Source organism: Myxococcus sp. MH1 (genome assembly GCF_059738865.1).
This window is the reverse complement of sequence record NZ_AP026947.1, coordinates 10,120,030-10,132,469: the sequence shown is the minus strand read 5'-3', so window position 1 is coordinate 10,132,469 and position 12,440 is coordinate 10,120,030. Positions and strand designations below refer to the sequence as shown.

General features: G+C 70.9%; 14 protein-coding genes. 8 read left to right on the top strand and 6 right to left on the bottom strand.

Annotated elements, in window-relative coordinates; genetic code table 11:
- Positions 1 to 153: 153 nt before the first annotated feature.
- From AC6JA9_RS40130 to sitI6, 3 genes are read left to right on the top strand one after another with little or no spacing between them, the layout of a single operon-like run.
- Positions 154 to 636: a hypothetical protein gene (locus AC6JA9_RS40130; RefSeq protein ID WP_497958717.1), complete on the top strand. Its 483-nt coding sequence runs from the start codon at positions 154 to 156 to the stop codon at positions 634 to 636.
- A 31-nt stretch (positions 637 to 667) separates the two neighbouring features.
- Entirely contained in the window at positions 668 to 1,369 is a 702-nt protein-coding gene (gene sitA6 / locus AC6JA9_RS40125; RefSeq protein WP_438825888.1) for a SitA6 family polymorphic toxin lipoprotein, read from the top strand.
- Positions 1,370 to 2,086: a SitI6 family double-CXXCG motif immunity protein gene (gene sitI6, locus AC6JA9_RS40120; RefSeq protein ID WP_408888795.1), complete on the top strand. Its 717-nt coding sequence runs from the start codon at positions 1,370 to 1,372 to the stop codon at positions 2,084 to 2,086.
- Positions 2,087 to 2,137: 51 nt separating this feature from the next.
- Here sitI6 and msrA read toward each other — a convergent pair whose 3' ends face one another.
- Complete coding sequence (msrA, locus tag AC6JA9_RS40115; protein ID WP_141324280.1) at positions 2,138 to 2,794, bottom strand: peptide-methionine (S)-S-oxide reductase MsrA; 657 nt, start codon at positions 2,792 to 2,794, stop codon at positions 2,138 to 2,140.
- A gap of 136 nt (positions 2,795 to 2,930) precedes the next feature.
- Between msrA and AC6JA9_RS40110 the strand changes: the two genes are divergently transcribed.
- Complete coding sequence (locus AC6JA9_RS40110) at positions 2,931 to 4,556, top strand: Sapep family Mn(2+)-dependent dipeptidase (RefSeq protein WP_408888796.1); 1,626 nt, start codon at positions 2,931 to 2,933, stop codon at positions 4,554 to 4,556.
- Between the two features lie 6 nt (positions 4,557 to 4,562).
- Here AC6JA9_RS40110 and AC6JA9_RS40105 read toward each other — a convergent pair whose 3' ends face one another.
- Complete coding sequence (locus AC6JA9_RS40105) at positions 4,563 to 6,140, bottom strand: ATP-binding protein (protein WP_305070709.1); 1,578 nt, start codon at positions 6,138 to 6,140, stop codon at positions 4,563 to 4,565.
- Positions 6,141 to 6,406: 266 nt separating this feature from the next.
- Between AC6JA9_RS40105 and AC6JA9_RS40100 the strand changes: the two genes are divergently transcribed.
- Both AC6JA9_RS40100 and AC6JA9_RS40095 read left to right on the top strand, forming a co-directional pair.
- On the top strand, positions 6,407 to 7,369 hold the full coding sequence (locus AC6JA9_RS40100; RefSeq protein WP_141324278.1) for an ornithine cyclodeaminase family protein: 963 nt from the start codon (positions 6,407 to 6,409) through the stop codon (positions 7,367 to 7,369).
- Complete coding sequence (locus AC6JA9_RS40095) at positions 7,366 to 8,733, top strand: MFS transporter (RefSeq protein WP_267698991.1); 1,368 nt, start codon at positions 7,366 to 7,368, stop codon at positions 8,731 to 8,733. The genes AC6JA9_RS40100 and AC6JA9_RS40095 overlap by 4 nt, the downstream gene beginning before the upstream one ends.
- A gap of 3 nt (positions 8,734 to 8,736) precedes the next feature.
- On the opposite strand, the gene AC6JA9_RS40090 is transcribed toward AC6JA9_RS40095, so the two are convergent.
- A complete protein-coding gene (locus AC6JA9_RS40090) occupies positions 8,737 to 8,979 on the bottom strand; it encodes a hypothetical protein (RefSeq protein WP_046716841.1) in 243 nt (80 codons plus the stop codon).
- Positions 8,980 to 9,237: 258 nt separating this feature from the next.
- On the opposite strand from AC6JA9_RS40090, the gene AC6JA9_RS40085 reads away from it, so the two are divergent.
- Entirely contained in the window at positions 9,238 to 9,483 is a 246-nt protein-coding gene (locus AC6JA9_RS40085) for a hypothetical protein (protein ID WP_223751183.1), read from the top strand.
- A 3-nt stretch (positions 9,484 to 9,486) separates the two neighbouring features.
- On the opposite strand, the gene AC6JA9_RS40080 is transcribed toward AC6JA9_RS40085, so the two are convergent.
- Both AC6JA9_RS40080 and AC6JA9_RS40075 read right to left on the bottom strand, forming a co-directional pair.
- Positions 9,487 to 10,182 (bottom strand): hypothetical protein, encoded by a 696-nt coding sequence (locus AC6JA9_RS40080; protein WP_223751182.1) that lies wholly within the window; start codon positions 10,180 to 10,182, stop codon positions 9,487 to 9,489.
- A 97-nt stretch (positions 10,183 to 10,279) separates the two neighbouring features.
- On the bottom strand, positions 10,280 to 11,206 hold the full coding sequence (locus AC6JA9_RS40075; protein WP_223751181.1) for an NmrA/HSCARG family protein: 927 nt from the start codon (positions 11,204 to 11,206) through the stop codon (positions 10,280 to 10,282).
- A gap of 195 nt (positions 11,207 to 11,401) precedes the next feature.
- Here AC6JA9_RS40075 and AC6JA9_RS40070 point away from each other — a divergent pair, with 195 nt between their 5' ends.
- A complete protein-coding gene (locus AC6JA9_RS40070; RefSeq protein WP_223751180.1) occupies positions 11,402 to 12,004 on the top strand; it encodes a hypothetical protein in 603 nt (200 codons plus the stop codon).
- A 7-nt stretch (positions 12,005 to 12,011) separates the two neighbouring features.
- Here the strand turns inward: AC6JA9_RS40070 and AC6JA9_RS40065 are convergent, their stop codons facing one another.
- Positions 12,012 to 12,413 carry a DUF2203 domain-containing protein gene (locus tag AC6JA9_RS40065; protein ID WP_046716838.1) on the bottom strand — a complete coding sequence of 134 codons (402 nt, stop codon included), beginning with the start codon at positions 12,411 to 12,413 and terminating at the stop codon, positions 12,012 to 12,014.
- Between the last annotated feature and the right edge of the window lie 27 nt (positions 12,414 to 12,440).

Sequence of the window (12,440 nt, the reverse complement as noted above, 5' to 3'; positions counted from 1 at the left end):
TTGCGGACACGTGTGTGGCTCCAATGAATCTCGGTTCATGAGAGCGTGTGTATTCGTCACGGTGGGTCGACGGGACCCACCGGTCCCACGCTCGTTGACGGGTTCTGCCGCGGGTTCCAGAGTCCGGAGGGACGACACACGTGGAGGCGTCCCATGTCCATCACCCTGAGAATCGTCGAGCCACCCGACTCGTTGCCGGATTGGTATCCGCCGCTCGACCCGGAGCATCCGGTCGACTACCGCCTGCGGTACGTCGAGCTGGACATGCTCATCGAGGCGATGATTTTGCTCGGGGTCGTGGCCGAGGAGCCTGCGGACGGGTCGGAGCTCCTGGCGATGGACCGGTTCGGTGAGGCGGGCAACCAGTTCGACCCCGATGAGTGCGTGCGCATCTCGCGGAGCATGCGCCGCTTCATGCAGGAGGAGGTGCCCTCGGAGTTCTTCGCTACGCTCCAGGAGCGCTGGAACGACACGCAAGCGGAGCTGCGTCAGGCGGTCGAGGCGCGCGGCGAGCTCGTGGTCTCCGGGTTCGAGTCGTTCCCGCACGATGGCAAGTCGCTGCGCAACGCCTTGCTGCACTGGGGCGCGTTCACCGCCATCGCCGCCGACAACGGTGGGCTGGAAGTGGTGGAGTAGCTCGCGACGCACATGTTCCGGGGGGACGTTCATGTCGAGACGCTTGGTTGGGATGGTGCTGCTCCTGCTGTCTGGCTGTACGTCGGCGCCGCAGTTCGCGCGCGGTGACGAACTGTTCGACACGGGCGTGGAGGACTCGGCGGAGAGCTGCGCCAGCTCGGCTGGGCACGACGAGGACCACTGTCATGCCCCAGCCTGCGATGATGAGGGCTGCGGCCTCTATCGCTGTGAAGACCTCGCATCGCCTCCGTATGCGTTGCGTGTCGCGCCTGGCCAGGCTGCCTCGGGCGCCACCGCACGCATCCAGCGCTACTGGGGCGGAGCCATTCCTCTGCCGGGGCGAACGCCGGTGTTCATCATCCCGTGGTATCGGCGTGAAGAACTGCCGAGCGCCACGTCCGTCCGGAAGGCCATCGCGGAGTGGAAACGACGGCCGAAGGAGCGACACCACATCTTTCCCAGGGCCTTCCAGCCGTACTTCGCCACCATCGGCATCGAGATCCACAAGTACACCCTGCTGGTCGCCGTGGAAGAGCACCAGCGGGTTCATGCAGGCGCCAACGGAGGTCCCTGGAACCGCGACTGGAGAATCTGGATCGACGAGAACCGGGACACCGCATCGCGCGCAGACCACTTCCGTCAGGGAGGGAAGATGGTGGAACGTTATGGGTTGGTGGGCATGCCCATGACGTACTGGCAGCGACTCTCGTTGCTGACCGCATCCGGAGAGTGAATGCGCTACTACACGCTGCGAGAGGAGCTCAGCGCGGGCTCCAGATGGACAGGGGGCTATGACTTGGGGCGTCCGTGGCAGCTGCCTGGAGTCGAGTGCCCCACCTGTGGCGCCACGTGGGGTGGAGGTGGCTACGATTATCCGACCGTCGACCTGTCAGCGCTCGCGGGCTCCAAGGACTACGCGCGTCCGCGGTGCGTGCCCTGGGCGGAATTCACGAGCCTGCGGGAACGGGTGCTTCCCTTGTTGCCACCCGGTGCCACGGTGGGCCCCGGCTCGGGATTCGGGCCGCTGACGGGCCGGGCTCGGGGGCGCTTCGCGCCTGTCGTCGTCCACATGCCTTGGCTGCTGCTGATGCACCCAGACGTGATGGCGAAGCTCGAAGGGCTCACGGGGGCTGTTCCGGTCCCCACGCGCTTCAAGGGGGCGCGCAGCGTGGAGTTGGTGGAGCTCGAGGTCCTGCCCGGCGGGCGAATCGTCGGAGCGGAGGCTCACGAGCCCTGTGGGACTTGTGGCCGGACGACCTTCGCGCGGCCTCCGCTCGGCAAGCTGCGCGTCACCGCGCTCCCCGATGTCGACTTCGCCCGGCCCAGCGCGAGCCTCGTGGTCTGCAGCGAGCGCGTCATCGAGAGGCTCGCGCCGGAGTTGAGCGAGTCGGAGGTGGTCGCTGTCGACGTCGGGGCCCCGGAAGAAGGCACCACCGCGCGACCTGGCTGAGGCTCCGTCGGGAGGCACGCGAGGTGCCTCCCGGGGCTTCACGTCACGGGCTCACGCGCTGACGCCCACGCCGATGGGGCAGCTCACGCCGGTGCCGCCCAGGCCGCAGTACCCGCCGGGGTTCTTCTCCAGGTACTGCTGGTGGTAGTCCTCGGCGTAGTAGTACGCGGGCGCGGGGAGGATCTCCGTGGTGATGGTCCCCACGCCCTTCGCCGCGAGCGCCTTCTGGTACGCGTCCCGGCTGGCCTCCGCGATGCGCTTCTGCGACTCGCTGGTGTAGTAGATGCCCGAGCGGTACTGCGTCCCCTCGTCGTTGCCCTGACGCATGCCCTGCGTGGGATTGTGGTTCTCCCAGAACACCCGCAGCAGCTGCTCGTACGAGAGCTTCTTCGGGTCGAACACCACGCGGACCACCTCGTTGTGCCCGGTGAGCCCGCTGCACACCTCGCGATAGGTGGGGTTGGGCGTCAGCCCGCCCGCATACCCCACGGACGTGCTGTACACGCCCGGCGTCTGCCAGAACTTCCGCTCCGCGCCCCAGAAGCACCCGAGCCCGAGGATGGCGACTTCATACCCCTCCGGCACCGGCCCCTTCAGCGGCGTGCCCAGCACCTCGTGCTTGGGCGGAACAGGCATCTCGTCCGTCCGGCCAGGCAGCGCCTCCGCCGGGGACGGCATCCTCAGCTTCTTGGTCGTGTCGAAGAACATGCCTGGAGGAATAGCGCTCCCGCCCTCCGGTTTCACCCCCATGGGGAGCGGGCGGCCTGACGGGCGTCACTTGGGGAAGCAACCCTTCCGCCGAGGTAGGACGACCTGCCCTCTTGAAATAGGGTCTCCCACCGCCATGCGCCTCCCCATCGCCGCCGCCCTCTGCTGTCTGGTCCCCTCCGCCGCGCTCGCGGCTCCGGACCCCCGCTGCCAGGGCACCCCCAAGGCCCGCGCCGCCCGCTTCTCCGAGGACGCCATGAAGGGCTCAAGCCCCCAGGCCCGCCACGCCGCCTACGTGCAGGCGTGCGCGCTGGACGACGTCGTCGCGCTCACCCAGGCGCTGGTGCGCTTCAAGACCGTCAGCAGCGAGGCCCCCGCGCCGAAGAACCCCGGCATCGCCGCCATGGGCCGCTTCCTCCAGAAGTGGGCCAAGGCCCACGACATGGCCTACCGCGCCGTGGGCGCCAACGAGGTGTTCGAGATTGCCTGGGGCAAGGGCGCCCCCGCCCTGGGCCTGGTCTTCCACGGCGACGTGGTGCCCGCCCCCGCGCACGAGTGGAAGCGCCCGCCCTTCGAGCCCTACGTCCAGGACGGCCGCCTGTACGGCCGGGGCGTCGAGGACGACAAGGGGCCGCTGGCCTCCGCGCTGGTGGCGCTCGACTACGCGCGGCAGCTCGGCCTCGAGCCGCAGGGCAAGGTGCTCGTCATCATCGGCAACGGCGAGGAGAGCGACTGGACGGGGATGCTGAAGTACGCGGCCATGGAGCCCAAGGCCCCGCACGTCATCTCCGTCGACTCGAGCTTCCCCGTCGTCGCCGCGCAGTCGGGCTTCGTCGCGTGGAACCTGTCGGCGCCCGTGGGGCCCGCGCGCAAGTCCTCCAAGTTCGCGCTGCGCCCGGTGGACGCCAAGGGCGGCGAGTTCCTCACGCAGGTCCCCGGCACCGCCACCCTCAAGCTGCTCCCGGGTGAGGGCAGCTCGCTGCCCGTCGCGCTGGAGACCGTGCGCGCCGCCGTCGCCGACGAGCAGCGCACGCGCTCCTGGCTCAAGGCCGACGTGAAGGAGGAGGGCGGCGCGGTGCTGCTCACCGTGCACGGCAAGGCGGTGCACTCCTCCGTCGCCAACGAGGGCGTCAACGCGCTGTGGGGCCTGTCCGCCATCTCCTCGCGCCTCATCCTGGAGGACAACGGCATCGCCGCCATGCTGCACGTGCTGTTCCTGCGCTTCGAGGGCGACCACTTCGGCCAGAAGCTGGCCGTCGAGTACTCGGACGCAGCGCTGATGGGGCCGCTGCTCGTCGCGCCCACGATGCTGCGCGTGGCCGACGGGAAGGTGAACCTGGGCGTCAACATGCGCCGCCCCCGGGGGCAGGACTCCGCGCGGTTCAACGCCGCGCTGGACCAGGCCGCCCTGCTCGTGGGGCAGGACTCGGACGGCCGCGTGACGGAGGCCGGCGAGCGCTACGTGGGTGACCCGCACGTGGCCGACACCACCGGGCCGCTCGTCACCACGCTGATGGCCATCTACAAGCGCCACCGCGACGACCCGGACGCCGTCCCCACGTCCGTGCGCGGCGGCACCTACGCGCGCCTGTTCCCCAAGGCCGTGGACTTCGGCCCCGGCTTCCCCGGCGACGAGTACACCGGCCACGCGCCCGATGAGTCCATCTCGCTGGAGAACCTGGACCTGACCACGCGCATGCTCGCCGAGGCCGTGTACCTGTTGGCCGTGGCCCCCGAGCCCGTCTCCGCGCCGGGGAAGTGACGCCCGTCAGGCGGTGCGACGCGGCCAGTACACCCGGAACGTGGTGCCCTCCTCCCGCGAGGAGCGCACCTCCACGCGGCCTCCGTGCGCGCGCGCGATCTGGTGGACGATGTAGAGCCCCAGGCCCAGGCTGCGCTGCTTCTGGTACGACGATGAGGCGCCCACCGACGGCTTGAACGGGTCGAAGAGGCGAGGCTGCAGCTCCGCCGGAATCGGCTCGCCCTGGTTGTGGACCTCCATCAGCACGACGTCCGCGCCGCCTCGCACCGACGTGGCCACCGGTGAGTCGAGCCCGCCGTGCTGGAGCGCGTTGGCCACCAGGTTGCCCAGCACCTGCGCCACGCGGTCCGGGTCCCACTGACCCGAGGTGTCGCCGGACGACTCGAACAGGAGCCTGCGCTCGGGGTGGCTCACCTGGAGCTCGTCCAGTGTCGCCTGGCAGATGTCCGCCAGGTTCATCGACTGACGCGAGACGGGGATGCCCGAGCCCAGCTTGCTGCGCGCGAAGTCGAGGATGTCTGTAATCATCCGCCCCATGCGCCCGGCGGACTTGCGGATGCGCTCCACGGCCCGACGCTCGGGCGCCTCCAGCTCCTCGGCGCGCGCGAGCTGGAACGCGGACGCGCTGATGGCGTTGAGCGGGTTGCGCAGGTCATGGCCGAGGATGGCGAGCAGCTGCTCGCGGAAGTCCACCGCCCGCTGGAGCGCGGCCTCCGTCTGCTTGTGCTGGGTGATGTCCACCACGGCGCAGCCCAGGCCCAACAGCCGCGAGCCCAGGGGCGCGAGCACCGGGTAGAACGTCGCCTGCCACACGCGCTTGCCGCGCTGGGGAATCAGGGACGGGGGCGTGGCGAACTCGAACCCGTTCAGCGGCTCACCCGTGCGCAGCACGCGCAGGAGCAGCGGCTCCAGCAGGTCCGCCAGCTCCGGGGGCTGCATCTGCCGGAAGGTCCTCCCCAGGTGCGCCTCGGGCGGCGCGCCGTTGATGTCCGCGAGCGTCTGGTTGATGCGCAGGTAGCGCAGGTCCAGGTCCAGGAACGCCATGCCCAGGGGCGCGGCCGCGAGGAGCGCGTCCAGCAGCGCCAGCGAGCGCTGGGCCTCCACCCTCGCCTCGCGCTCCAGGTCCTGGATGTCGCGCTGACGCTCCACCGCGAAGCGCCGCACCGTGCGCACCACGGCGTGGTCCAGGGCTTCCTCCATCCGCTCCAGCTCACCCACGTCGAGCGGCCGGGGCTGTCCTTCCAGGCGCCGCAGGATGCACTTGCGCAACAGCGCGTACTCGGCCGCCACCTCGCCCACGTCGAAGCCCTGCTCCAGTCGCACCGTGGCGTGCTCGTCCGACAGCGGGTCGGCGCGCTCGTGCTCCCCGTGCTCCAGCGCGTCCGCGAGCGAGGCGAGCAGCAGGGGCATGTGGTCCAGGAGCCACGAGGGGCGCTGGGGGTTCTCGGCGTGGAGCGCGCTCATGGCCTCCAGCCAGTCCGAGAGCACCCCGTGGTGGTGCGCGCGCAGGAACTCCGAGGCCCGGCGCGGCGACTCGCGCTCGGCTCCACCGTGCTCCGCGGCGCCTGTGTCCGGCCCCAGCATCACCGACCTCCCGAGTCCCCATCCGGTCATCCCGCCACGAATCTGGGCACGAGGGTCTTCATGGGTATGTCCGCCCTGGGGGGCTGGCGGGCGTCGGCTTCCCGAGCGCCGTGTTGGACTCCCGGGGACGCACCGGGCCGCGCTGCGCTCGCGGCCGACGCGCCCCGTGGGGCCAGGGCTTCGTCCGTCGTCCGCTCATCGCTTCGCCCTGGAGGATGAGGTCCGGGGCTGTGGCGCCGCGCGGGCTCGGTTAGGGTGGATGACAGATGCGCACCCTCCTGCTCACCCGCTCCGATGTGTCCCGAAACCTCCAGGCGCTCTCCCTGTTGGAGGACCTGCGAGAGGCCTTCCGCACCGATGCCCTGGCTCGCACGGTGGCCCCCCAGCGCATCCGCGCGCCCCTGCACGCCGAGGGCACGGTGATGGCGCTGTTGCCCGGCAGCCTGCCCGGCGTGCCCGCGTACACGGTGAAGGTGCACTCGAAGTTCCCGGCGAGGACGCCGGCCATCCAGGGTGTGCTGCACCTGCACGACCTGGTGACGGGCGAGCTGCTGGCGGTGATGGACTCCGGGCACCTGACGGCGGTGCGCACGGGGGTGGTGGGGGCGCTCGCCGCGGACGTGCTGGCGCGGCCGGACGCGAGCCGGGTGGCCATCCTCGGCGCGGGGGTGCAGGGCGGCATCCAGCTCAAGTCCCTGCGGCTGGTGCGCTCGTTGTCGCACGTGCGCGTGTTCGACGTGGACGCCGCGAGGGCCAACGCGTTCGCCGCGCGCATGTACCAGGACTTGAGCCTGCCGGTGCGGCCGGCGGAGTCGGTGGCGGAGGCGGTGGAGGACGCGGACATCGTGGTCGCCGCGACGTGGAGCCGCGAGCCCCTCTTGCGCTCCGGGATGGTGCGGCCGGGCACGCACATCACCACGCTGGGCGCGGACGAGCCGGGTAAGGCGGAGGTCTCCGCGGAGCTCTTGCGTGAGGCGCGCTTCTTCTGTGACCACCGGGGCCTGGCCGTCTCGCAGGGCGCGGTGGGCAACGTGGGGTTGGGTGAGGAGGTCATCCGCGCGGAGCTGGGCGAGGTGCTCGCGGGCTTGAAACCCGGGCGTGTGTCGGCGGAGGACGTGACGGTGTTCGGCGCGGTGGGGCTGCCGTTCCAGGACCTGGCCGCCGCGTGGCACGTGTACCAGGCGGCGACGGGGGATGACGCCATCGGCGGGGTGGACTTCAGCGCATGAGTGCCTGGGGCGCGCTGATGTCGAGGATGGGGCTCACGCGGCCGGAGCTGCGCGCGTGGGCCTGGTACGACTGGGCCAACTCCGCCTACGTCACCACGGTCGTCGCCGTCGTGTTCCCCATCTATTACAAGTCCGTGGCGGCCAAGGGCCTGCCGAGCGACGTGGCCTCCAGTCGCTTCGCGCTCGTCACCGCGCTGGCGCTGGGCACGGTGGCGGTGCTGTCGCCCGTGCTGGGCGCGCTGAGCGACAGGGCGGGGCGGCTCAAGACGCTCCTGGGGGTGTTCCTGACGTTGGGCGTGGTGTCCACGGTGGGGCTGGCCCTGGTGGGGCCCGGCGATTGGAAGTGGGCGCTGGGGTGCTTCGGCATCGGCAACGTGGGGCTGACGGGGTCCATCGTCTTCTCCGATGCGCTGCTGCGCCACGTGGCCCGGGACGAGGAGCTGGACCGGGTGTCCACCGCGGGCTACGCGCTGGGCTACCTGGGCGGCGGGGTGTTGCTGGCGGTGCAGCTGGTGATGCTGGTGAAGCCCGCGTGGTTCGGGCTCGCGGACGCGGCGTCGGCCTCGCGCGTGGCGTTCCTCACCGTCGCGGTGTGGTGGGCGGCGTTCTCGGTGCCGCTGTTCCTGCGCATCCCCGAGCCCCGGCCCACGGGGGACGCGCAGGTGCCGCGGCTGTCATTGGGTGGGGTGTTCGCTCAGCTGGCGGAGACCTTCCGCGCGCTGCGCCAGTACCGCGAGGCGTTGCTGTTGCTCGTGGCGTACCTGCTCTACAGCGACGGCATCGGCACCATCATCCGGTTGTCGACGCTGTATGGGACGGAGCTGGGCATCGGCCAGGGGGCGCTGATGGGAGCGCTCCTGATGACGCAGGCGGTGGGGGTGCCGTGCGCGGTGCTCTTCGGCCGCGCGGCGTCGCGGGTGGGGCCGAAGCCGGCGCTGATGTTCTCGCTGGCGGTGTACGTGGTGGTGACGTTCCTGGGTTACTTCATGCGCTCGCCGGTGCACTTCTTCGCGCTGGCGCTGCTGGTGGGCATGGTGCAGGGCGGCAGCCAGGCGCTGAGCCGTTCGATGTTCGCGCAGATGATTCCGCGCCACCGCGCGGCGGAGATGTTCGGGCTCTTCAGCGTGTTCGAGAAGGTGACGGCGGTGGCGGGGCCGCTGGTGTTCGCGGCGACGGTGGAGCTGACGGGCTCCAGCCGGCAGGCGGTGCTGTCGCTGCTGGTCTTCTTCGGCTCGGGCGCGCTGGTGCTGTGGCGCGTGGATGTCGCGGAGGGCAAGCGCGCGGCGCGCGAGTCCGAGGCTCGCGCGGGCTGGAGTCAGGCCCCGCTGACGGCGGAGGCGGCCGAGGCGGTGCGCGCGGAGTAGCGCTCAGTGCTGCACGTGGGCCACTTCGCGAGGCGCGGAGAAGAGGCTGTCGCGGCCGTGGTGGAGGACCACCTCGCCGTGGAGCACCTCGCTCACGTCGTCGAACGACACCGCGAAGTCGTGACGACGCAGCAGGCCCTTCTCGACGATGAGCTCCTTCTCCGTGATGTCGACGATGTGGCCGATGACGTGGCCGTCATTGCCTCGGACCTTCATGCCCTTGTGAATCTCTGCGCGGGTGAACATGGGAGCTCCCTGGGGGCGTGGGAAGTACCCCTCGACGTGAAGCTGGGGCGCCACCCCGCACCGTGCACCACCGGACGTCGTGACAGACCTCCCGGTCTCCTGGTGCCGCGCCGTGCGCCCGCCCGGCGGCCTGCTTCCCGGCTGGATACGCAGCATCACCCCGTGGTCGCTCGCCGGAGCGTGCCCATCTTGGCCCGGGGAGGTGTGCGCATGGTCGTCGGCTTCATGGCATCGCGGACGGGACGTTGGCTTCGAATCGTGACCGGGTCCTGTCTGGTGCTGGGGGGACTGCGCGCGGGGTCGGCGAAGGGCGCGGGGCTGGCCCTGCTGGGGCTCGGCCCCCTGGTCGCCGCCTCGCTGGACCTGGTGCTGATGGGGCCCCTGTTCGGCCTGCCCCTGCGCGGCGAGGACATCCGCCGCGAGCTGGGCGTGAACGAGGAGGCCTCGCTGCTCAACGGCCACCGCCGCGCGGCCTCGTCACGCGCGGCGATGCTGCTGCACTGAGCCTCAGCGCTTGCCCACCTGGAACGGGATGTCGAGCGTGCCCAGCGACTCACCGCTGTTCGCGTCGACGGGCCGCGCCTCCAGCACGACGCCGCTCTCGCGGCCCGTGACCACCTGGAAATAGATGAAGCCCTGCACCGTGCCGCCGTCGCCCAGCGTTCCCTCGGGCAGCGCCTGACGGAGCATGTCCTGCGTCGGCAGCGGCTCCTCGCACTGGTACGCGTAGGGGCCCGGGCCGTACGGCCCATAGAACGGATAGAACGGGCTGCCCCAGCGTGGACCGAAGCGCGAGCCCCACCGGAGCCCTCCGCCCATGTACACCCATGAGCGCCCCGAGCCCCCCGTGCCCTCGTCCATCGACGAGAGGGCCGACTGCCTGAGCGAGAAGGGCGCCAGCGCGGAGTAGCGGAAGCGCGACTCGGTGCCCACGAGCGAGAAGTCCTCGTAGCGGATGCGCAGCGTCCTGCCGCTCTGGTTCTCCAGCCGGATGTAGACGGGCGTGAGGGTGCGCTCCAGGTTCGCCGGCGAGCCCTTCCACGCGGAGGCGTCCGCCACCAACCTCACCCCCGCGCCCTCCGCGACGGCCGAGTCCTGGTCCGCGGGCAGCACCTGGGCCTGCGTGGTGGGCTTCAACGTGTTGGTATTCGAGGCACAGCCCGCCGCCACCAACAGGGCGACGAGCGGCACGAGCGCGCGCATGGGATGTCTCTCCTTTGCTGGAAAGGTAACCCTCGCGTGCCTCACGCCGCCCGAGGGAGCGGCGCCACCCCGGAACGCCGCCGAGCGCAGAGGGGCCTCACTGACTGGCGGGCGGCGTGGGCTCCGCGGCCGCGTGCGGCCACGCGGGGGACGTCAGGCTGCTCCAATCCTGCTGCCGCGCCCAGTCCTCGAACGTGTGCCAGCGCACGTCCGGATAGTCGTGCCGCAGCGTGAGGATGTCCGCGTGGTAGCCCACCCGGTCCAGCCACTCGTACATCGCCGCCAGGTCCTCGCTGCGCTCGCGGATGTACTCCAGCGGCAGTTGCTCGAAGTGGATGCGGTGCCCGCTCACCATGGAGAGCAGCCCGGCCGCCTGCTGTCCGGTCACCTCGTCCGAGGCCACGTCGATGCGCTGCTCCAGGTGTCGCTCGCCGTTCTCCAGCACCTTCACGGCGAAGGCGGCCAGGTCCTCGACGGTCACCATCTGCAGCCCGCGCGTGGGCGGCAGGCCGATGGCGAACACGCCGGCGCGCAGGCCCTCCTCGAACATGGGGCTGGTGAGGTTCTCCATGAAGAACGTGGGCCCCAGGATGGTGAAGGGCAGGCCGCTCTGGCGCAGGTGCAGCTCCACGCGGTGCTTGCTGTCGAAGTGGGGGATGCCCGTGAGCCGGTCGGCCCCGGCGACGGAGGTGTAGACGAAGTGCTTCACCTCGGCGAGCCGCGCGGCGTTCACTTGGTTCATGCCATGGCGTATCTCCATCGCCACGCCGGACTCGAACGGCGTGGCCATGGCGTAGAAGGCGTCCACGCCCTCGGCGACGCGGGCGAGCGTGTCCACGTCGTCGAAGGTGCCCACGGCCAGCTCGGCGCCCAGCGTCTCCAGCGCGCGCGCGCCGGGAGCGTCGGGGTTGCGGACATAGGCGACGACGCGGTGTCCGCGGTGGAGCAGGTGGCGCGCCACGGCACCGCCCTGCCGGCCGGTGGCGCCGGTGACGAGCACGGAGAAGGAGTGGGCCCTGGTCATGTGTGAACCTCGCGACAGACAGCACTACGGGATGTCGGGAAGGTGGGGACGATGAGGGCCTCTGGCGAGCGTGGAGGAGGCGGCGCTTGTGCCCTCGCCCGAGCCCGCCGGGCAGCAAGGCGTGCAGGCCCCCCTCGTTTTCCCTCCCAAGTCCTCCCCCGGCCGGGCCGCGTGCGTGCGATGGTGCCGCCGCTCATGAGCAAGCGAGACAAACCGCAGGAATCCACGCTGGTCACGGCCGCCCGCTCCCTCGACGAGGGACTGGAGCGGTTCGAGGCCCTGGCCCAGCAGCTCCAGGACGCGCCCCTCCAGGCGGAGAAGCACCTGGAGAAGGCCTCCGCCACCCTCAAGGCGCTGGCGGACATGGACGAGGAGCTGCGCGCCCGCGTCGCCGGACTGGTGGGCGCCATCTCCCAGGTGCGTGACCGGCAGCAGACCCAGGCGGAGGCGGTGCAGGCGCGCGCGATGGAGCTGCAGCAGCGCACCGAAATCTTCAAGGACCTGCTCGTGCGCTACGGCTCGCTGGGGCAGAGCGCCGGTGAGCTCAACGTGCGGATGCAGGAGTTCGCCGCGCAGCGCCAGCAGGCGAAGACGCCCGAGGAGAACGCGGCGCTGGCCACGTCGTTCCAGTCGCTCCAGGACCGCATGGGCGAGGTGGCCGACGAGGCCCAGTCGCTGAGCCAGGCCGCGGAGGAGAAGGACTTCAACGACATCTCGCGGCAGGCGGAGTCGCTGCGTCAGCAGCTGATGTCCGCGCGCAACAAGCTGTCGCTCTTGCAGAAGAGCTTCGGCGGGTGAGGGGCGCTCAGCTCAGGTAGGTGGGGGCGAACTCGTCCGGGCTGTTGATGGGGCGTCGTCCCGAGAAGCCGTCATACATGCCGTGCCAGTGCGAGACGGCGGGCTCGCCGATGCGCCAGCACAGGTAGACGGGCTCTTCACCGCGGTGGGCCCGGAAGTCGACGAGCCCCTGCGCGCCTTTGATTTCCAGGCCCATCTCGTGGAACTGGCGCAGCTCGACGCGGACCTTCTCGAGCAGCGCGTCGCGCTCCTCGCGCAGGGCCTCGTGGTTGGCCAGGGCCTTGCCCTCGGGCGTGCCGAGCGTCTCCACGAGCTGTTGCACCCGCTCCACCCAGGGGCGGATGTGCTCGAAGGTGCGGCTCAGGAGCGGCACCAGTCGATTGGCCTCGTCGACGCTGAAGTAGCGCATGGCCGGGGAGCATGCAGGGCGCTCGGG